Source organism: Azospirillum sp. HJ39 (genome assembly GCF_041507355.1).
Classification (GTDB): Bacteria; Pseudomonadota; Alphaproteobacteria; order Azospirillales; family Azospirillaceae; genus Azospirillum; species Azospirillum thiophilum.
Genome location: NZ_CP167909.1, coordinates 348,088 through 367,566, shown reverse-complemented (window position 1 = coordinate 367,566; position 19,479 = coordinate 348,088). Strand labels below are relative to the sequence as shown.

The following is a 19,479-nucleotide window of genomic DNA, read 5'->3' as shown; positions in this document are numbered from 1 at the left end:
GCGGTCAGGCCGCCGCTCCCGGCCCGGGGACCGCGCCCGGCGGGCATTTGCCGAGGATGATCATGCCCAGCACCTCGTCCTTGGTGACGTCGGCGACGCTGGCGCTGCCGACCAGCTTGCCGTTCTTCATTACATGGATGCGGTCGGCAAGGTCGAACACGTCGTGGATGTCGTGGGAGATCAGGAAGATGCCGATCCCCTCCTGCTTCAGCTGCTTGACCAGCTCGCCGACCTGCCGGGTCTCGGCCGGGCCAAGCGCCGCGGTCGGCTCGTCCATGATCAGGACGCGGGCGTCGAAATGGATGGCGCGGGCAATGGCGACCGACTGGCGCTGTCCGCCCGACAGCGCCTTCACCGGTTCCTTGAAGCGGCGGAAATGCGGGTTGAGGCGGCCCATCACCTTGCGCGCCTCCGCCTCCATCGCGTGGTCGTCCAGCGTGCCCCAGGCGGTCAGCTTCTCGCGGCCCAGGAAGATGTTGGCGGCGGCGTCGACATTGTCGGCCAGCGCCAGCGTCTGGTAGATCGTCTCGATGCCGCAGCGCTTGGCGTCGCGCGGGCTGGCTATGTGGACCGGCTCGCCGTTCACCCGGATCTCGCCATGGTCGGCGGCATAGGCGCCCGACAGGATCTTGATCAGCGTCGATTTGCCGGCGCCGTTGTGGCCGAGCAGCCCGACCACCTCGCCGGCATTCAGGTCGATGCTGACGCCGTCCACCGCCTTGATGCCGCCGAAGGCGATGGAGACGTCGCGCATCTCCACCAGCGGCGTCGCCTGTGGTGTCGATCCGAGGCCGGTCATTTCATCCCCCTGCGATAGAGCGTGTCGACATAGACCGCGGCGACCAGAACCACGCCGACGACGATGTTCTGCATCGGCGCGTCCACCCCCAGCAGCACCATGCCGGACTGGAGCGACTGCATCACCAGCGCCCCCAGCATCGCGCCGAGGATGGTGCCGACGCCGCCGGCCATCGAGGTGCCGCCGATGATCGCCGCGGCGATGACATACAGCTCGTCCAACGTGCCGTTGGCGTTGGTGGCGGCGTTCAGCCGCGCGGTGGCGATGCAGGCGGACAGGCCGCACAGCGCCCCCATCAGGGCGAACACCATCACCAGCACGCGGCGGGTGTTGATGCCGGACAGCTCCGCCGCCTCCGGGTTGCCGCCGATGGCGAAGACGTAGCGGCCGAAGCGGGTGCGCCGCGACAGGAAGGTCATCCCCACCCCCACCGCCAGCGCGATCAGCACCGGGATGGCGAAGCCGTGGGCGACGAAGGGAAGCCCGCCGTCGGTGGACAGGCCTTGCGCCTCCATCATCCGGCGCACCACCGGGACGGGAAGCGGGTAGCTGTTGACCACCAGCACCGCGCCGACGATGGCGGCGGCGACCAGCAGGATCACCACCCCCTCCGCCCATAAGGGCCGGACGGGGAAGCCGAAGCCGGCCCGTCGCCGCCGCGTCACCAGGATGGCGGCGACCGACAACAGGACGGCGGCGATGCCGACCGCCCAGCTGGGGCCGGCGCCGATGGCCCCCTCGAACCCGCCGCCCAGCCGCTTGAACAGCCCGTCCATCGGCGCCACCGTCTGGCCTGTCGTCACCCACCAGGCGGCCCCGCGCCAGACCAGCAGCCCACCCAGCGTGACGATGAAGGACGACACGCCGAGATAGGCGACGATGGCACCTTGCAGCGCCCCGACCGCCCCGCCGACGGCGACGGCCGCCACCACCGCCGCCATCCAGGTCAGCGGATGGTCGAACCCCCAGAGCTCCGGCAGGATGCGGGCCTGGAGCACCCCGACCACCATGCCGGTGAAGCCCAGGATGGAGCCGACAGACAGGTCGATGTTGCGGGTGACGATGACCAGCACCATCCCGGTCGCCATCACCGCGACCGATGCCGCCTGCACCGACAGGTTCCACAGGTTGCGCGGGGTCAGGAAGGCGCCGCCGGTCAGGATGTCGAAACCGATCCAGACCACGGCCAGCGCCCCGATCATCCCGACCATGCGGGTGTCCAGCTCCAGCGCGCGCAGGGCGTCGCCGAGCCCGGCCCGGCGTGAAGCCGGGCCGGCGGTGGACAGGGTGGACGGCTCCGCCATCAGTTGCAGACCTTGACGCTGCCCGGCTTCACGCCCTGGCAGACCACATCCTTGCCGACCCAGCCGGCATCGATCACCATCCCCAGATTGTCCTTGGTGATGGCGACCGGGGTCAGGAACAGCGAGGTCATCTTCTGCTTCTTCGGCCCGCCGTCGAAGGTCGCGGCACCGGCGATGTCGGTCATCTTCTTGCCGCCGGCGAGATCCAGGGCGATCTCCGCGGCGCGGCGGCCCAGCTCGCGGGCATCCTTCCACACCGACACCGTCTGGGTGCCGAGAGCGATGCGGTTCAGCGCCGCCTTGTCGCCGTCCTGGCCCGACACCGGCACGGTTCCCGCCAGCCCCTGCGCCGCCAGCGCCGCCACCGCGCCGCCGGCCGTGCCGTCGTTGGAGGCGACCACCGCATCGACCTTGTTGGCGGTCTTGGTCAGGATCTGTTCCATGTTCTGCTGGGCGATGGCCGGCAGCCATTTGTCGGTATAGGCCTCGCCGACATTCTTCACGTCGCCGCGGTCGATGGCGGCCTTCAGCACCTCCATCTGGCCGGCGAACAGGAAGTCGGCATTCGGATCGGTGGAGCTGCCCTTGATGAAGGCGTAGTTGCCCTTGGGCTTCAGCGCGAAGACGCTGCGCGCCTGGAGCCGGCCGACCTCCTTGTTGTCGAAGGTGATGTAGAAGGCCGACGGGATCTCGATCAGCCGGTCATAGCCGACGACGGGGATGCCTTCGGCCGCCGCCTTCTCCACCGCCGGGCGGATGGCGTCGCCGTCCTGCGCCAGGATGATCAGCGCCTGGGCACCGCGGGAGATCAGCGATTCGATGTCCGACAGCTGCTTGGCCGGCGAGGACTGGGCGTCGGCTGACAGGTATTTGCCGCCCGCCTTCTCGACCACGGCCTTGATCGCCGCCTCGTCGGTCTTCCAGCGCTCCTCCTGGAAGTTCGACCAGGACACGCCGACGGTGGTGCCGGCGGCCAGCGCCGCCGTGGAGGTCATGGTCATGGCGGCGGCCAGCGTCAGGAACAGGCCGGCGGCGGTGCCCTTGATGGTGGTGGCGAGGCGGTGCTTCATCGTGTTTCCTCCCTGTGTGGCCGCATGGGTTCAGCGGCGTTATGGACGTGAAATCCCCCTCTCCCCCCCGGGGAGAGGGGCGGGGTGAGGGGGATGCACATTCTGGATTCTTGCTGGAGGGCCGCCGCGCGACCCCCTCACCCTAACCCTCTCCCCGGGGGGGAGAGGGGATATCGCCATGGGGTTCAGACGTAGCGGTTGACGATGTTCTCCAGATATTCCTGCCGGCCGGAGCGCGGCTGCGGGTTGAGGCCGCCCGCGAGCGCCCGGTCGGCGAGCGTGGCGAGGTCGCGGCCGCCGGCCAGGATCGCCCGGCCCTCCTCGCCGTCCCAGCCGGCATAGCGCTCGGCCAGCGGCCCGGTCAGTGCGCCGTCCTCCAGCATCTGCGCCGCCTGCAGCAGGGCGCGGGCGCAACTGTCGATGCCGCCGATGTGGCCGTGCAGCAGGTCGGCGGGGTCGAGCGACTGGCGGCGGATCTTGGCGTCGAAATTCAGGCCGCCGGTGGTGAAGCCGCCGCCCTTCAGGATGTCGTGCATGACGACCGTCAGCTCGCCGATGTCGTTGGCGAACTGGTCGGTGTCCCAGCCCAGCAGCGCGTCGCCGCGGTTCATGTCGAGCGAGCCGAAGATGCCGAGCGCCAGCGCCAGCCCGACCTCGTGCTGGAAGCTGTGGCCGGCGAGGATGGCGTGGTTCTGCTCGATGTTCACCCGCACGTCGGCCAGCAGGTCGTAACGCTCCAGGAAGCCGTAGACGGTGGCGACGTCGAAATCGTACTGGTGCTTGGTCGGCTCGCGCGGCTTCGGTTCGATCAGGATCGGCCCGTCGAAGCCGATCTTGTGCTTGTGCTCCACCACCATCGCCAGGAAGCGGCCCATCTGGTCCAGCTCGCGCTTCAGGTCGGTGTTCAGCAGCGTCTCATAGCCCTCGCGCCCGCCCCACATGACGTAGTTGGCGCCGCCCAGCGCATGGGTCGCCTCCAGCGCCGCGCGCACCTGCCCGCAGGCATAGAGGAAGACGTCCGGGTCCGGGTTGGTCGCAGCGCCGGCCATGTAGCGCCGGTTGGAGAACAGGTTGGCGGTGCCCCACAGCAGCCGGACCTTCGCCGTCTCCATCTTGGCGGCGAACATCTCGGTGACGGCCTTCAGGTTGTCGACGCTCTCGACCAGCGTGTCGCCTTCCGGGGCGGCGTCGAGGTCGTGGAAGCAGAAGAAGGGGATGTCCAGCAGGCGGAACATCTCGAAGGCGACGTCGGCCTTGGCGCGCGCCGCAGCCATCGGGTCCTGGCCGGGGCGCATCCATGGGCGCTGGAAGGTTTCGCCGCCGAAGGGATCGCCGCCCGGCCAGCAGAAGCTGTGCCAGTAGCAGGCGGCGAGCCGCAGATGGTCTTCCATCCGCCGGCCCAGTACCACGCGGTCCTTGTCGTACCAGCGGTAGGACAGCGGGTCGCGGCTGTCCGGCCCGCGGTAGGCCACCGGGGACAGGTCGCCGAAGAAGGGAACGGTGCTCAAGACGCGAACTCCTTGGCAAGGGGATAGAGCCGGCGCCAGCGCAGCCAGGACTGGCTGTAGGCCTCGGCGCGGGCCGGATCGGGGGTGAAGCTTTCCAGGCGGCGGGGTTTGCGGCAGACGGTGGCGGGAGATTCGCCGGTCGCGGCCATCCGGCCGAGATGGGCGGCACCCAGCGCCGCCCCGACCTCGCCGTCCTCGATGCGGTGGATGGTGACGCCCAGCGCGTCGGCGCAGATGCGCGCCCACAGCCGCGAGCGGGAGCCGCCGCCGGCAAGGTCGAACACGGTCGGAGCACCCTCGCCCAGCGCCACGAGGTTGTCGCGGGCGGCGAAGGCGACGCCCTCCAGCACCGCCTGCACCAGCGCGTCGCGGCCGGTTTCCGCCGACAGGCCGGCGAACAGGCCGCGCACGGTGGCGTCGTTGTGCGGCGTGCGCTCGCCCGACAGGTAGGGCAGGAAGGCGACCGGCGAGGGGCCGTCCACCGCGTCGCCCAGCGGCGCCAGCAGCTCCGCCTCCGGCGCGCCGAGGGTGGAGGCCGCCCAGGCGAGCGAAGCGGCCGAGGACAGCATCACCCCCATCTGGTGCCAGACGCCGGGCAGCGCGTGGCAGAAGGCGTGGACCGCCATCTCCGGGTTGGGCAGGAAGCGGTCGGTCGTCCGCCACACCACGCCGGAGGTGCCGAGGCTGAGGAAGCCGTCGCCGGGCGCGATGGCGCCGAGCCCGACGGCGCTGGCGGCGCAGTCGCCGGCCCCGCCGGCCACCACCGGCGGCTCGCGCATGCCCCAGCGCCGGGCGAGTTCGGGCGACAGCCGGGCGACCGCGTCCGAGCCTTCCGCCAGATCCGGCATGTGGGCGCGGGTCAGGCGGGTTGCCGCCAGCAACTCGTCCGACCAGCTGCGCCGGGCGACGTCCAGCCACAGCGTGCCGGAGGCGTCCGACATCTCCTCCACCATCGCGCCGGTCAGGCGCCAGCGGACATAGGCCTTGGGCAGCAGCACCTTGGCGACGGCGGCGAAGGTCTCCGGCTCCTCCTCCGCCACCCACAGCAGCTTGGGCGCGGTGAAGCCGGGCATGGCGATGTTGCCGCTGATCCTGCGCAGGTCGGGCAGCGCGACCTCCAGCGCCGCGCATTGCCGGTGGGCGCGGCCGTCGTTCCACAGGATGGCGGGCCGCAGCACCCGGTGGTCGTGCCCCAGCAGCACCGCGCCGTGCATCTGGCCGGAGAAGCCGATGCCGATGACGGCGGCGAGAGCCGCCGGCTGCCGCTCCGCCAGCTCGTCCACCGCGGCGATGGCGGCGGCGACCCAATCCTCCGGCTCCTGCTCCGACCACAACGGATGCGGGCGCGAGACGGAGCAGGGGCGCGACGCGGTCGCCGTGACCGTGCCGTCGCCGTCGGTCAGCACCGCCTTGGCGCTGGACGTACCGATGTCGATCCCGAGAAACATGACCGGCAACCTCACTTTCCAAAAACAGAACCGGCGACCCGCCGGCGGCCTGCCGCCGCTCAGGGCAAATTGTCGCGCAGGATGACCTGGACCCGGATATGTTCCTGCGCCGCGACGATCTCTTGGCCCGTAACCAGGGCGTGGAGCACCCGCGCCATCGACCGCGCCTCATGTCCCGGATCCTGCGCCACCAGGGCGGCGACGGTGCCGTCCAGCAGCATGCGGCGGGTCGCAGGTGTCAGCTCGTGCCCGATGCAGAGGATCCGGCGGGCGAGCCCGGCCTCGGCCAGCGCCTCGCCGATGCCGACGGAGCCCTCGCCAGTGTTGTAGATCGCCATCAGGCCGGGCGTGTCGGCCAGCATGCGGCGGACCAGCTCGCGGTTGCGTTCCGGATCGTCGCGGCCCTCGACCGGGGGCAGCAGGGTCAGTTGCGGATACTCCTCCGCCAGCACCTGCCCGAAGCCGAAGCGCCGTTCGGCATGGTCGCGCAGGCTGGCCGAACCGGTGACGATGCCGACCGCCCCGCCCGTCTGGCCGCCCATCTGCCCGCCCATCTTGACGGCATGCGCCGGCCCCCAGGGGCCGCAGAGGAAGCGGCCGACCAGCGATCCCGCGGTGCGTCCGGCGGCGATGTTGTCGATGCCGACATAATGCTGGCGGCGCGACGACGGCGCATCCGACACCAGCGTCACCACCGCCATGCCGCCCGCCACCAGATCGTCGATGGCCGCCCGGATCCGGGGATGGTCGAGCGCGACCACCGCTACCCCGTCGAAGCGTCCGGCCAGCCCGGCCAGTTCCGCCGCCAGCCGGTCGGGGTCGAACAGATCGGTTTCGACGATCTCCACCGCGATGCGCCGTGCGCGGAACCAGCCGGCCTGGGCGCGCACATTGTCGGCGATGTCCATCATGAAGCGGTTGCTGCCGCGCGGCAGAATCACGGCGAAGCGCCAGGACCGCGCCCGCGCCAGCTCGGCCGCCGCCGCCAGCGGGCGGAAGCCCAGCCGCTGCACCGCCTCGTGCACCTTGCGCGCGGTCTTGGCGCTGACGCCGGGGCGCCCGTTGACGACCCGGTCGGCCGTCGCGAGGCTGACGCCGGCCGCCGCCGCCACGTCGCGCAGGGTCAGGGGTGCATCGTTGACAGGATTGTTCATGTGGCGAACATATCCTGGCAAATTGAGGTGCGCAACTCAAATTGTGGCAGTCCGGCCGTGTGCGCTCAACGGCTGTCCTTCCGGCTGTGTGTTGTCATGGCTCATCCTATGAAGGAAGGCCGGTTTCAAGGTACGCACATCAGAGGGAGCAGGTGCGTTCCGCCCTTTCGAGGGGTTGCGACGCTAATCCTTTTGTGGCGCCGATACCTTCGATTGAGCTCATGACCGGACAACTCGCGGCACTTTAGGCTTGCTCCTCCGTTGCGCCACAGCACAGCAGGATGGAATGCCGCAGCTGAGGACCCACCAGCAACTGGTCGGCGCCATCGCCCAGGCGATCGGCCGGCAGCAGACGGAGGTTCGCGACGTCCTGGCCGCGGTGACGCCCGGCGGGGGGAAGTCGCTGCTTCCGGTCATCATGGCGGCGGCGCTGCACGGTGCCGGGCGGATCGACCGGGTCTGCTGGATCGTCCCGCGCGACAGCCTGCGCCGGCAGGCGGAGGAGGCCTTCGTCGATCCCCGCTGGCGCGAGGCGCTCGGCCATTCCCTCGCCCTGCGCGCGGCGGAGAACGGGCGCGACCTCTGCCGCGGGCTCAATGGCTACATCACCACCTATCAGGCGGTGGCAGCGGCCCCGGACCTGCATCTGCAGGAGTTCCGCCGCCACCGCTACCTGCTGGCGGTGGACGAGCTGCACCACCTGCCGGCGGTCTTCGACACCGACCGGATGGCCGCGGTGGAGGAGGAGACGGCGTGGAGCCGCTGCATCCTGCCGCTGCTGGAGAATGCCGCGGCGAGGCTGCTGATGAGCGGCACGCTGGAGCGCGCCGACGGCCGTCCCATCCTGTGGCTGCCCTACCGCGCGCCGCAGGGGGCGCGCAAGCTGCGGGAGATCGACTTCAAGGCGCCGGGCTGGGCGGTCGTCGGCTATTCTCGCCGGCAGGCGCTGGCCGAGCAGGCGATCCTGCCGGTGACCTTCGGCGCCATGGACGGCTCGGCCTCCTGGCTGGACGCCGAGCGGACCAACCGCTGGGCCGACGCCCTGTCCAGGGCCGGCGAGAACACCCGCGACGCCCTGTTCACCGCGCTGCGCACCGGCTTCGCCACGGCGATGCTGCGCGAGGCCTACCGCTCCTGCCGCGACCACCGGGCAAAGCGGCGGGCGGCGCTGAAGCTGCCGCCGGGGGACGGCGGCGCGGCGTCCGGCGGGGATGCCGGTGCCGCTCACGGCCTGGGCAAGCTGCTGGTGATCGCTCCCGACCAGGAGACGGCGCGCTTCTATCTCGACACGCTGCATGGCTGGATGCCGCGGGAGCAGGCCGGCCGGATGGCGCGCCTCGCCATCTCCGAGCGCCGCGACGCGCAGGAGGTGGTCGCCGCCTTCCGCCTGCGCCCCGAGCCGGCGGTGCTGGTCTCGGTCGCCATGGCCTATGAGGGGCTGGACGCGCCGTCGATCACCCATGTCGCCTGCCTGACCCACATCCGCTCGCGCCCCTGGCTGGAGCAGGCGATCGCCCGGGCGACGCGGGTCGATCCGCTGGCCGGCCCCTACGACCAGCAGCGGGCGCTGGTCTACCACCCCTCCGACGCGCTGTTCGAGCGGTTCCGCACCATGGTGGAGACCCAGCAGGGCACCCGCGCCATGATCAAGACCCGCCGCGCCCAGCAGGAGCTTCCCTTCGAGCGCACGGCGGAGCGCGAGCCGGAGATCATCCCGCTGGAATCCAATGCCACCGCATTGCATTTCGCCGTGGTGGCGCCCGGCCCCGATTTCGCGGCGCAGGCACGCGATCCCGGCGAGCTGCCGCTGACGCCGAGCGCCGCCGAGCATCACCTGCGCCAGCGCATCGGCCAGCTGGTCGCCGCCCAGGTGATCGAGGACGAGGACAACAACCTCGTCGCCGAGGGGCCGACCGGCTACCACATCTACAACGCGGTGCTGAAGCGCCTGATGAAGAAGGCGCGGTCCGAGATGACGCTGTCGGAACTGGAATCGGCCATCGGCTGGCTGGAGCGCAACCGGCTGTCAGACCACCGCCACCTGATCGCCGACGATCCCCAATTCCAATGGTCGACCCGCCGCCGCGGGCAGCCGGCCCGCCCATCGGCCCGCCAACCGGGTGCCACGAGCGCCATGGCGCCGTTCTCCCGCCGGCGCCCTGCCCCGCGGCCCTGACGGGTTAGTCCGCCGTCCTGCAGCGCCCTTCCAGCAGGTCGCGCTCGCGCGACAGCGCGTCGGCCATGAAGTCGAGGAAGGCACGGACGCGGCCCATGTGCCGCAGATCCTCGTGGGTCAGCAGCCATAGCTTGGCATCGGCCTCCGGCACCGGTGCGCCGATGCGCCGGAAGGCGGGGTCGCGGTCGACCACCCCGCAGGGCAGCAGGCCGAGCCCGACGCCGGCCCGCACCGCCTCCACCAATCCCGCCACCGAGTTGACGCGGTAGCCGATGGCCGAGGCCGGCACCGTCCGCTTCATCCAGCGGGCAAGGTTGGTGTGGTCGAAGGACTCGTCCAGCCCAACCCAGGGATGGCGGTCGAAATCCTCCGCTTCCGGCCCCTGCCCCAGCAGGCAGGCGGCGCCATAGGCGGCGAAGGCCAGCCCGGACACCGCCCGCCCGACCAGATTCTCCGGCGGCCGGTTGGTGGCGCGGATGGCGACGTCGGCCTCCCGCCGGGTCAGGCTGAGCGACGCCTCGGCCGCCATCAGGTCGACGCGCAGGTCGGGGTGGATCCGGCGGAAGGCGGCGATGTGGCGGGGCAGGATGTAGAGGGTGAGGATGTCGACGGTGGTGACGCGCAGGCTGCCGCGGATCTGGGTGTCGCGTCCCGACAGCAGCCGGTTGGCGGCGGCCAGATCCTCCTCCATCTTCTGGGCGACGCGGTGCATCTCCTCGCCTGCCGCTGTCAGTGCATAGCCGCCGGGCAGCTTGTCGAACAACTGCGCGCCCATCGCCTGCTCCAGCGCCGTGACCCGGCGCAGGACGGTGCTGTGGTTCACCCCCAGGACGCGCGCCGCCGCCGACAGCGATCCATGCCGCGCCACCGCCAGCAGATAGCGCAGATCGTCCCAATTGTTGCCGCCCACCATTTATTCCCGCTTATTCCTGCAGATGCTTTTTGCAAAACTCGCCAATTCCCGCTCACCAAAGCACAATTTAGGGTTCCGGCCCAAGCATCCCCCATTTTCGGCCGCCCGAATGTCCGACCTTCTGCAAGACCCGTTCGTCCAATCCAGCCTGCTGCCCCTGCTGGTCGGCCTCGTCCTGGTCGGTGTCCTGCACCTGCTGCGGCGCCCGCTGGCCGTCGCCGGGATCGCCGCCGGTTTCCTGGTCGTCTTCGCGATGGTGGTCGGCCTGCCCGCCCTGCCCCCGCCGTCGAGCATGGGCAAGCTGTTCTGGTCGTCCGCCGCCGGGCTGGCGCTGGGCGTCGCCGCCGATGCGGCCGGCGTCCGCGGCCGGGCCGCCTCGGCGGTGCTGGCGCTGTGGCTGGCCGGCTCGCTGGTGTGGATCGCCCTGCCGGCCCTGGATTCGGCGGCGGCGGCCCTCAGCCTGCTGGTCCTGCTCGCCACCGGCGCATGGGTCGCCTTCGGCCGCGCTTCGGCGCCCGCCGGCAGCCCGACCGCACCGGCGGCCTCGCTGCTGGCGCTGGCGCTGGCCGTCGGCGGCACCGCGCTGATCGGCTCCTCCGCCTCCATCGCCCAGATGGCGCTCGCCCTGGCGGCGTCGGCCGGCGGCTTCCTGCTGTGGAACTGGCCGGTCGAGCGCCATGGCTGGGGCCTGTCGGGCCAGGTGGCGCTCGGCATCGCGGTGCTGCTGGCCGGCGTGCTGGCCCTCTTCACCCAGGCGCAGGCCGCCGTCCTGCTGCTGGCGCTGCCGGCGCTGCTGGCGGGCCATGTGCGCCGCCTCATTCCGGCCGGCGACGGCCTCGTCGGCCGTGCCGCCTCGGCGGCGGCGGTCACGGCGGCCGCGGTCGTTCCGGCCCTGGTCGCCATCGGTGCGGCCTATGCGCTGAGCGGCGGCGAAGCGTCGCCCTACTGATCCCCATTCCCCCTCATCGACTTCCATCCCCCGGAGTTCCGTTCATGAAGAAGACCTTGTTCGCCGCCGCCCTGTTCGCCATCGCCGCGGCCGGTTCCGCCGCCCCCGCCTTCGCCGCCCCGGTCAACTACAAGATCGACCCGGCCCACACCGCGGTGAGCTTCATCGTCAACCATATCGGCTTCTCCAACGTGATCGGCCGCTTCAACACGATGGCCGGCGACGTCAGCTTCGACAAGGATGCCGTCGAGAAGAGCGCGGTCGCCATCACCATCGATGCCGCCAGCATCGACACCAACCACGCCAAGCGCGACGAGCATCTGCGCTCGCCGGACTTCTTCAACACGAAGGAGTTCCCGAAGCTGACCTTCAAGAGCACGAAGATCGAGAAGACCGGCGACAAGACCGGCAAGCTGCACGGCGACCTGACCATGCTGGGCGTGACCAAGCCGGTCGTCCTCGACGTCACCTTCAACAAGGACGGCGTCAGCCCGGCGAGCAAGCTGGAGACCGCCGGCTTCTCCGCCCGCGGCACGCTGAAGCGCACCGATTTCGGCATGAAGTACGGCGCCCCGGCCGTCGGCGACGACATCCAGCTGCTGATCGAGGTCGAAGCGGTCAAGTCCTGATCGCGGGATGCAGCGGCTGGCCGCTGCCGGCTGTCGCAATGTGGAGGGGGCCGGCTTGCCGGCCCCTTTTGCCGTATCCGCGCGGGCTGGAGGCCACCCGATGCCGCTGCCGCGCGCAAGCGCCGGGATCAGATCGACAGGCTGTTGGTCGCGCGCCATGCATCGTCCAGCGCCACCGTCACCGTTTCGCCGGCGCGGACCGGGAGCGCGGACGCGGTCGGACTGAACACCTCGGTCGACCAGATCAGGAAGTCGTCGAACCACAGTTCCTGCACCCACATCACCGCGTTCAGCGTGCCGGCGGACCGGATGGCGAGCGAAGCGTGTTTGGGCAACCGCTCGAACGACGCGCCGGTGTCGTAGCGGATTTCCTCCACCAGCGCCGGATCCCCCAGGAAGCGCCCGCCCCCGCGCCGATGGCGGTAGCCGCCGTTGGTGAAGCCCGGGGACCAGTCATAATCGCCGAAGGTCACCGGGCGGGACCGGTTGTAGCACAGCTCGGTGGTCATCGCGTCGAGCAGGGGACCGAAGCGGAGGCCGTAGCGGCTTTCCAGATCGGCAACGGAGCGCCGCAGATCGGCCAGTTCGGAGAAGGCGTCGATCTGCGGCCAGTCACAGGGGATCGCCAGGTAACGGACGCGGTTCGGCACCGTCACGCAGCCCGGCTTGCCGAAGCGGCGGCGCAGGGCGCACACGGCGGCCGAGCGCGGCTCGTCGACGATGACGTGGTTGGTGTAGATGAAGGCGAACAGCACGTCGAACAGGCCGGGCACCTGCGAGGAGTCGACGGTTGCGAGGTCCGCTTCCAGAAAGCGGATGCGGTCGCCGTAGCCGTTGGCTTTCGCAAGGGCGCGGGCCAGGTCGACATGGTCGCGGTCGACGGCAACCACCTCCGACGCACCGGCCTCCAGCGCCAGGAAAGACAGGATCCCCATGCCGCAGCCGGCATCGAGCACCCGGTCGCCGGGCTTCACGGCCGCGCGCACCGCCCGTTCGATGCTGAAGGTGCGGTCGAGCCGCAGGAGATTCCTCAGATGCATCGCGACGGAAAAATGGACGTCGCGCACCGGCGGGTTCACCGGCGTATCGGCGGAATGGTCGCTCATGGGTTGCTCGCTCATGGGATGTTCTTCGCCTCAAGCGGTTGCAGATGGTTCTCCAGGCGGTGTCGTTAAGCGCCGGCTGCCGCCGGCCTCGTCGCCTATGCCGTCATATTCCGGTCCTCCGCTTCATCCGTGATCCGGCCCGGCCCAAGAACTGCCAAGAACCGCCAGGAACCGGCCCGGCCGGGTCAGATCGCGCGCAGCCGGCTGAAGAAGGTGTTCACCTGATCGTTGAGTACCGAAGCCTCGTGCCGCAGGGAGTCCGAGGCGCTGTGCAGGTCGTTGGCGGCGGAGCTGGTGACTTCGGCCGCATCGGCGACGCCGGTGATGTTCGCCGACACCTCGCGCGTGCCGTCGGCGGCATGGCCGATGTTGCGGGCGATGTCCTGGGTCGTGGCGCCCTGCTGTTCCATCGCCGAGGCGATGCCGATCGAGATCGTCCGCATGTCGGCGACGATCGAGCCGATGGAGGAGATCGCCGCGACGGCACGCTGGGTCTCGTCCTGGATGCCGCCGACGTAGGTCTGGATTTCCTTGGTGGCCTGCGATGTCTGGTTGGCCAGGACCTTCACCTCGCTGGCGACCACGGCGAAGCCCTTGCCGGTTTCCCCGGCCCTCGCCGCCTCGATGGTGGCGTTCAGCGCCAGCAGGTTGGTCTGGTTGGCGATTTCCTGGATGACCTGGACGATGGCGCCGATCCGCATCGCCGCTTCGGCAAGCCCCTTCATGGTGACGTTGGTCTGCTCGGCCTCCTGCACGGCGCGTTGGGCGACGTCGGTCGACCGGGCGACCTGATGGTTGACCTCGCTGACCGCCGCCGACAGTTCCTCGGCGGCGCTGGCGATGGTCTGCACATTGCCGGTGGTGTCGCTGGCGGCGTGATTGACCGTGTCGATCATGCTGCGGCTTTGCTTGGCCATGACCGCCAGGTTGCCGGCATGGGAGCGGACCTGCTCGGCCGCGGCGACGACCGCCGTGACGACTTCGGACGTCCGCTGCTGGAAGTCGGCCAGGGACTGCTCGATCGCCGCCTGCCGGCGCTCCTTGGCGGCATGCTCGATTTCCTGTTCGGCGACCAGCTGATCGGCTTTGCGGCGGCTGGTCTTGAAGACCTCCATGGCACGGGCGAGCGTGCCCACCTCGTGCTTGTCGTCGATGTGCGGGATGTCGACCGACAGGTCGCCGCCGGCAAGCGCGCTCATGCGCTGGGCCATGGTCGCCACCGGGCGGCTGATGCTGCGGGCCAGAAGGAAGGCGAAGCTGCCGCCCGCCGCAAGGACGATCGCGGCGATCCCGATATAGATCACCAGGATGCGATTGTAGATCGTCTCGACGTCGTCCAGATAGAGGCCGGTGCCGATGGACCACTGCCACGGCTCGAATCCGGCGGCGTAGGCCAGCTTGTCCACCGCCTCGGTCTGGCCGGGGCGGGGAAAGCGGAAGCTGTAGAAGTCGCCGCCGCGCTGCGCCGCCTCGATCTGCAGGCGCACCGTCGGCACCCCGTCGACGGTCTTGAAGTCGATGCGGTTCTTGCCCTCGAAGGCGGGGTTGACATGCACCATGGTGACGCCGTCGAAGCGTGTGGCGAAGAAATAGTCTCCTGCCCCGAAGCGCAGCGGGCGCAGCTGGTCCCGGGCCGCCTGCTGGGCCTGTTCGCGGGTGAGCTGTCCGGACTTTTCCTTCGCGTGCCAACTTTCCACCATGCCGCGCACCACGCCGACGGTCTGCCGGAGTTGTTCCTTGCGGTCTTCCAGCAGGCTGTCCTTCAGGACGCTCAGGCTGAATCCTGCGACGACGACCAGCGTGACCAGGAGAAGGGGTATGAACAGCATCAGCCGATGGGATATGCGGAAATTCTTGAGCATGGACTTCTCTATTCTCGTGCGGATGGAGGCGAGGTTCGATGTCGCCGCCCAGGTCGGCATGCCGGCGGTGCGACGGGATGGATGTGGCGGGATGCGGCGATCAGGATGCGGCGACCGGCGATCCGGCCGGCCGCGACTGGGCGGCGAGCAGCGCGGGATCTGGCAAGCGGGTCTGGGCCACGCCCGCCGGTTCCAGAGAGATCCGGAGTTCCCGGGCACAGGCATCCGCACAGGCCCGGTAGAGGTCCTGGATGCCCATGCGGTCGAGCAGGTCGAGATCGTCATCGGTGACGGAGCCGAGACCGCGGTCCATGTAACGATAGCTGCTGCCGGCGCGATGGACTCCCGGCACGAAGTAGACGTCCGGTTCCTTGGTGAAGATCAGGCTGGACTTGTCCGAGGTGAACTCCTCGACCCCATTCCAATCGGTCACCACGCCGGTGAAGAAGCGGTCGGACAGTTCAAGGCGCCGGAAGAGGGCGGCCGCGGCCCTTTCCGGCTGGCGGCTCGCTTCGTGAACATAGTGGGTCGTCCGCACGCCCTCCCGGGCGGCATAGGCTTCGACGCGGATGGCGTTCAGGGACGCGATGATGAAATGCTTCAGCAGCCGGCTGCGCGGCACCCGGTCGCTCCATTTGGTGTACCATGACGCGAGCGACAGGGCCGGTTCGCGGTCGAGCATGATCAGATGCAGGCGGTCGGCCGGATAACCGGCCTCGATCAGGATCTGCAAGGGAATGAACAGGCATTCGGCCATCAGATAGGGGCCGGCCACCTCCTTGCTGAACAGATGGGGCTGGTCGCTGGCCGACGGCAGTACCCAAGGCGTCTGCGGGCAGTCGGTCAGAAAGTTGCGCATGACCGCCTTCACCGGCTGGAAATAGGCGGGTATCCCGGCAACGCCGAACAGGTTGGCAAGCGCCGTCGATCCAACGCGGCACCGTCCCCAGCCGTAATGCAGCATCGGAAATTCGTCCGGAGGGACTTGGCGGAAGACCTCGGCCAGCGATCCGGAGATGCTGTTCGTCATCTTATCGAGCCGGATTCGGCGCAACTGATACCTTCCATCGGGCTCAAGCCACGATTTAAGAATGGAAGCGTCATCTTGGCGCATGAGCTCTGCAAAACGATTCAAATCGCCAAAACGTGTGGTGAGGATACTCATGGCTAGGTCTCCTTTATATTGGGACATTTTGCCGTCGAGAATCTCGTGATATATTACTTTATGTAGAACAATAAAATTGATTCTATTAATTATAATAGGATTTGGTTTTTACCGTATGTTTATTCCATATGTATGAAACCATGACGGCGTTGCAAATAAACAATCCGTCTTTTCCATTAACAATTAGTTATTGCGAGCATATTTTTTTCCAGAAACATCGCATTTATGTGGAGTTATTGCATATCGTATTATGAATGTAGAAGTGCATAGCCACGTATTCACTTATAGATTTATCGATTCTGCAAGGCGGAAAAAAAGATAAATAAGCGTACTGTTAAAATCATCATGTCATAGTTGTGTCAGTAATTCGCTTAACATTATATCCGTGTCCTGCAATAATGTTTCGCAAGATAGGGTGAAGCGGGAGGCGACGTGTTGCAGGGATGTGGCCGGTGTCGCAGGGGAGGCCCCGTTTCCGCCCTGATCTGTCTCCATGCCCCATGAAACCAATGCTGTCGCCGCCGCCGCATTTGACTGCCGATGCGGTGCATGCGGCTTACTATCGCCGTCGGAGCGGGGTGGGCCTCATCCTCTCCGAAGGCATGACGATCGATTGGCCAGCGTCGCGGAATGACCCCGGGAGTCCCGTTCTTCCACGGCGACGCGGCACTGGCAGGTTGGAAGGGCGTGATCGATGCGGTTCATGATGGCGGTCCCAGGATGGGCCCGCAGCTTTGGCACACCGGAGCTCTCAAGAGCTTCCTGACGGAGTGGGTGCCGGACCCGTCCATCGAAAGCCCGTCTGGATTGGAGGCACCGGGCGTCGAGCGCGGCGTCGCCATGAGCGATGGCGACGCTCGCAGCGCCGATTCCGGGAGCCCGGGTTCCCGGACATCGATGGCGAGCAGGGACTGAATTTCGCCGGCTGGGCCAAGAAGCTGACCGGTGCGGCTAAGATCAGCGTCGGCGCGTTCGGGCGGCGAGGGCTCGTCTACGGCCAAACTCGACAAACTCGGAGAGCGGACGGAGGTCGCGGAAAAATGTGCCCGGCGGGCGCTTACGGTCCGCTGGTTTCGTTATTCTTCTTCGCTCGATCCTTCTTCGCTTGATCGTGATGCCACTTGATGGCGAAGAACATGCCCGTGCCTAAAACGATAATCTTGAACGGAAAGAAGACCAAAGGAAACCAATCGTACATTGTGACTGCCTCCAAGCTATGACGCTGTATATCGTCGATGGAACCTGACGGTAGTCAGGTCAAGTGCAGGTCTTTTTCTTCGTGTGGGGCCATAGGCGGCTGGGTTGGCGCGGCTGCACCGAAACAGGCTTCCTCGACCTTGTAGACGTACCCGCTGGCCACCAGCCAATCCTTCAACGGCCGCAAGGGCGGAATACAGGCCAGCAACAGGAATGGCAGGGTCGTGACGAGGTGCACCCGGTAAGGGGGCTCAAACCTTGCCTCGATCCAGAACGCCAGAACGACCGTGGGAATGCAGGCGAAGCAGATCAGATGACCCTGGCCGCAGCGTGGGGAGCGACCGCACAGGCCGGTGCTGAGTGGGGGAAGAGGCGGCCACTCCTGTTCGGATGACATCGCGTGTTCCTTCGGGAGGCGATGGCAAGCAATGCCTGCATGCAATGCGGGATCGTATGCTCCATTGAGGCCTACAATGTCAACCTAAATGCATGCAATGCGCCGATGTGAGTCATACAACCATGGAAGACATGGCAGGAGCCTCGGCCAGAAGGTCGGCCACTTGCCGCAATGCCTCGCGCAGATCCTGGCGGTCCTTCGGAGCGCCGAGCGCGATACGGACAGCCTCCGGCGGCGTTGACACGGCAAAGGCATCGCTGCCGACGATCCCAATCCCCGTCCCGCGCAGGCGTAAGATGAACTCGCCGCGGGTCCACTCGCCAGGCAGCCGCAGCCATAGGTGGAATGCACAAGGGCTGGCCACGACGCCCCCTGGCGGCAGCGTTTCCCTCGCGATCGCGTGCCGCGCCGCCGTCTCCTGCCTGATGCCCGCGACGATGCTCGCCGCCGTGCCATTGTCGATCCAGCGTGTCGCCAGCGCCGTGGTCAGCGGCGAGGCCATGCCCGTCGTGGCGCGCACAGCCGCTGCCAGCCGGGAAAGCTGACGGGGCTCGGCCACGGCGATATAGGCGATGCGGAGTGCCGGTGAGACGGATTTGGCCAAGCCGGAGACGTGGAAGACGGACTCGGGCGCCAGCGCCGCCAGAGGTGGCGGCGCATCGGGTGCCAAGGCGCCGTAGGCGTCATCCTCGATGATGCGCACGTCATACTGGCGCGCAATGGCCACCAACGCCTTGCGCCGTTCCAGCGGCAGCGTCGCCGTGGTGGGATTGTGCAAGGTCGGGGTGCAATACAGCGCCTTGGGGCGATGGGTCCGGCAGGCCTCCTCGAAGGCCTCGGGCAGCAGGCCGTTGCCGTCCATGGCCAGTGGCTCGAGCCGCAGCCGCAGATGCGCCGCCAAGCTGCGGAAGCCCGGATAGGTCAGTGCCTCGCAGCACACCGCGTCGCCCGGCTCGCACAGGACGCTGAGCAAGGCCAGCAAGGCGCCCTGTGCGCCCGCGCAGACCAGCACCCGCTCCGGGGGCACGGCCAAGCGGCCTTCCAGCCAACGCGCTCCGGCCTGACGGTCGGCCCGATTGCCGCCGACCTGCTGGTAGCGAAGCAGCAGCTCCAGGTCCAACTCCGCTGCGAAGGCGCCCATGTCGTGCCGCAGGTCGTCCTGCAAGCCCACCCCCATGGGCAGAGGCGGCGCGTTCATCTGGAGATCGGCGGGACGCACCGTCTGCCGGGGGGCGGGCGACATCGGCGGTGCGGCGCGGTTTGCGCACACGAAAGTGCCCTGGCCGACGCGCCCTTCCACCAGACCGCGTCGGGCCGCCTCGGCATAGGCGCGCGTAACGGTCGTGAAATCGACGCCCAGCTTCCCGGCAAGGAGACGCTGCGGCGGCAGGCGTGTCCCCGGTGTGACGCGCCCTGCCCGAATATCCTCTTCCAGGGTATCGGCGATGGAGCGGTACACCGGGCCTGCCGAGCGATCGATTGCCGGCACCCAAAGCAGATCGTCAGCGGAGTGCGACACGCCTCACCCTCATCCACATACAATGTGGCACTGTAGCCCTTGATTGTATGCAGTCAAAGAAAATATACGCTTCCGTCAGGCGTCCAGCGTCAACATCACCCGCGACACGCGGGCGAGGCGCGCCTCGTCGAACGCGCCTTCAACCTTGGCCCGGCGCACTCGCCGAGGCTGTACACTTCCTCGGCGAGCAACTCGAACTCCAAGACGCATAGCGGCGGCGGTGATGCCCGTGACCATCATTTCGCGCTTGCCGGCAAACTTTGCAGCAGAGCCCCTCCGCAAG

The 19,479-nt window shown here is 68.3% G+C and carries 15 protein-coding genes; 3 read left to right on the top strand and 12 right to left on the bottom strand.

What is annotated here, in order from left to right:
- Nucleotides 1–4: 4 nt before the first annotated feature.
- The 6 genes from ABMY26_RS09095 to ABMY26_RS09070 form a co-directional block, all read right to left on the bottom strand.
- A complete protein-coding gene (locus ABMY26_RS09095; protein WP_372395380.1) occupies nt 5–799 on the bottom strand; it encodes an ATP-binding cassette domain-containing protein in 795 nt (264 codons plus the stop codon).
- Nucleotides 796–2,103, bottom strand: coding sequence for a sugar ABC transporter permease (locus ABMY26_RS09090; protein ID WP_372395379.1), 1,308 nt, complete (start codon nt 2,101–2,103; stop codon nt 796–798). The genes ABMY26_RS09095 and ABMY26_RS09090 overlap by 4 nt, the downstream gene beginning before the upstream one ends.
- A complete protein-coding gene (gene xylF, locus ABMY26_RS09085) occupies nt 2,103–3,173 on the bottom strand; it encodes a D-xylose ABC transporter substrate-binding protein (protein WP_372395378.1) in 1,071 nt (356 codons plus the stop codon). Before xylF ends, ABMY26_RS09090 begins: the two co-directional genes overlap by 1 nt.
- A gap of 185 nt (nt 3,174–3,358) precedes the next feature.
- Nucleotides 3,359–4,681: a xylose isomerase gene (gene xylA / locus ABMY26_RS09080; protein WP_372395377.1), complete on the bottom strand. Its 1,323-nt coding sequence runs from the start codon at nt 4,679–4,681 to the stop codon at nt 3,359–3,361.
- Nucleotides 4,678–6,129, bottom strand: coding sequence for a xylulokinase (gene xylB, locus ABMY26_RS09075; RefSeq protein ID WP_372395376.1), 1,452 nt, complete (start codon nt 6,127–6,129; stop codon nt 4,678–4,680). Before xylB ends, xylA begins: the two co-directional genes overlap by 4 nt.
- Before the next feature lie 59 nt (nt 6,130–6,188).
- Complete coding sequence (locus ABMY26_RS09070) at nt 6,189–7,283, bottom strand: LacI family DNA-binding transcriptional regulator (RefSeq protein ID WP_372395375.1); 1,095 nt, start codon at nt 7,281–7,283, stop codon at nt 6,189–6,191.
- Between the two features lie 286 nt (nt 7,284–7,569).
- On the opposite strand from ABMY26_RS09070, the gene ABMY26_RS09065 reads away from it, so the two are divergent.
- Nucleotides 7,570–9,459 carry a DEAD/DEAH box helicase gene (locus tag ABMY26_RS09065; protein ID WP_372395374.1) on the top strand — a complete coding sequence of 630 codons (1,890 nt, stop codon included), beginning with the start codon at nt 7,570–7,572 and terminating at the stop codon, nt 9,457–9,459.
- 4 nt (nt 9,460–9,463) lie between these two features.
- Here ABMY26_RS09065 and ABMY26_RS09060 read toward each other — a convergent pair whose 3' ends face one another.
- Entirely contained in the window at nt 9,464–10,372 is a 909-nt protein-coding gene (locus ABMY26_RS09060; protein ID WP_372395373.1) for a LysR family transcriptional regulator, read from the bottom strand.
- Nucleotides 10,373–10,481: 109 nt separating this feature from the next.
- On the opposite strand from ABMY26_RS09060, the gene ABMY26_RS09055 reads away from it, so the two are divergent.
- Entirely contained in the window at nt 10,482–11,321 is an 840-nt protein-coding gene (locus ABMY26_RS09055; protein ID WP_372395372.1) for a hypothetical protein, read from the top strand.
- A 44-nt stretch (nt 11,322–11,365) separates the two neighbouring features.
- Nucleotides 11,366–11,950, top strand: coding sequence for a YceI family protein (locus ABMY26_RS09050; protein ID WP_372395371.1), 585 nt, complete (start codon nt 11,366–11,368; stop codon nt 11,948–11,950).
- Nucleotides 11,951–12,078: 128 nt separating this feature from the next.
- Here the strand turns inward: ABMY26_RS09050 and ABMY26_RS09045 are convergent, their stop codons facing one another.
- From ABMY26_RS09045 to ABMY26_RS09025, 5 genes are all read right to left on the bottom strand, one after another.
- On the bottom strand, nt 12,079–13,071 hold the full coding sequence (locus ABMY26_RS09045; RefSeq protein ID WP_372395370.1) for a methyltransferase domain-containing protein: 993 nt from the start codon (nt 13,069–13,071) through the stop codon (nt 12,079–12,081).
- 170 nt (nt 13,072–13,241) lie between these two features.
- A complete protein-coding gene (locus tag ABMY26_RS09040; protein ID WP_372395369.1) occupies nt 13,242–14,918 on the bottom strand; it encodes a methyl-accepting chemotaxis protein in 1,677 nt (558 codons plus the stop codon).
- Between the two features lie 100 nt (nt 14,919–15,018).
- Nucleotides 15,019–16,083, bottom strand: a complete 1,065-nt coding sequence (locus ABMY26_RS09035; RefSeq protein WP_372395368.1) for a sulfotransferase family protein — start codon at nt 16,081–16,083, stop codon at nt 15,019–15,021.
- A 1,252-nt stretch (nt 16,084–17,335) separates the two neighbouring features.
- Nucleotides 17,336–17,677: a DUF983 domain-containing protein gene (locus tag ABMY26_RS09030; RefSeq protein ID WP_372395935.1), complete on the bottom strand. Its 342-nt coding sequence runs from the start codon at nt 17,675–17,677 to the stop codon at nt 17,336–17,338.
- Between the two features lie 112 nt (nt 17,678–17,789).
- Nucleotides 17,790–19,196: a PLP-dependent aminotransferase family protein gene (locus tag ABMY26_RS09025; RefSeq protein ID WP_372395934.1), complete on the bottom strand. Its 1,407-nt coding sequence runs from the start codon at nt 19,194–19,196 to the stop codon at nt 17,790–17,792.
- Nucleotides 19,197–19,479: the final 283 nt, after the last annotated feature.

Coding starts and splice junctions, on each gene's coding strand:
- ABMY26_RS09095 (WP_372395380.1), bottom strand. CDS start 799: ATGACCGGCCTCGGATCGACACCACAGGCGACGCCGCTGGTGGAGATG.
- ABMY26_RS09045 (WP_372395370.1), bottom strand. CDS start 13,071: ATGAGCGAGCAACCCATGAGCGACCATTCCGCCGATACGCCGGTGAAC.
- ABMY26_RS09040 (WP_372395369.1), bottom strand. CDS start 14,918: ATGCTCAAGAATTTCCGCATATCCCATCGGCTGATGCTGTTCATACCC.
- ABMY26_RS09035 (WP_372395368.1), bottom strand. CDS start 16,083: ATGAGTATCCTCACCACACGTTTTGGCGATTTGAATCGTTTTGCAGAG.
- ABMY26_RS09070 (WP_372395375.1), bottom strand. CDS start 7,283: ATGAACAATCCTGTCAACGATGCACCCCTGACCCTGCGCGACGTGGCG.
- ABMY26_RS09090 (WP_372395379.1), bottom strand. CDS start 2,103: ATGGCGGAGCCGTCCACCCTGTCCACCGCCGGCCCGGCTTCACGCCGG.
- ABMY26_RS09060 (WP_372395373.1), bottom strand. CDS start 10,372: ATGGTGGGCGGCAACAATTGGGACGATCTGCGCTATCTGCTGGCGGTG.
- xylB (WP_372395376.1), bottom strand. CDS start 6,129: ATGTTTCTCGGGATCGACATCGGTACGTCCAGCGCCAAGGCGGTGCTG.
- ABMY26_RS09030 (WP_372395935.1), bottom strand. CDS start 17,677: ATGTCATCCGAACAGGAGTGGCCGCCTCTTCCCCCACTCAGCACCGGC.
- ABMY26_RS09065 (WP_372395374.1), top strand. CDS start 7,570: ATGCCGCAGCTGAGGACCCACCAGCAACTGGTCGGCGCCATCGCCCAG.
- ABMY26_RS09055 (WP_372395372.1), top strand. CDS start 10,482: ATGTCCGACCTTCTGCAAGACCCGTTCGTCCAATCCAGCCTGCTGCCC.
- ABMY26_RS09050 (WP_372395371.1), top strand. CDS start 11,366: ATGAAGAAGACCTTGTTCGCCGCCGCCCTGTTCGCCATCGCCGCGGCC.
- xylF (WP_372395378.1), bottom strand. CDS start 3,173: ATGAAGCACCGCCTCGCCACCACCATCAAGGGCACCGCCGCCGGCCTG.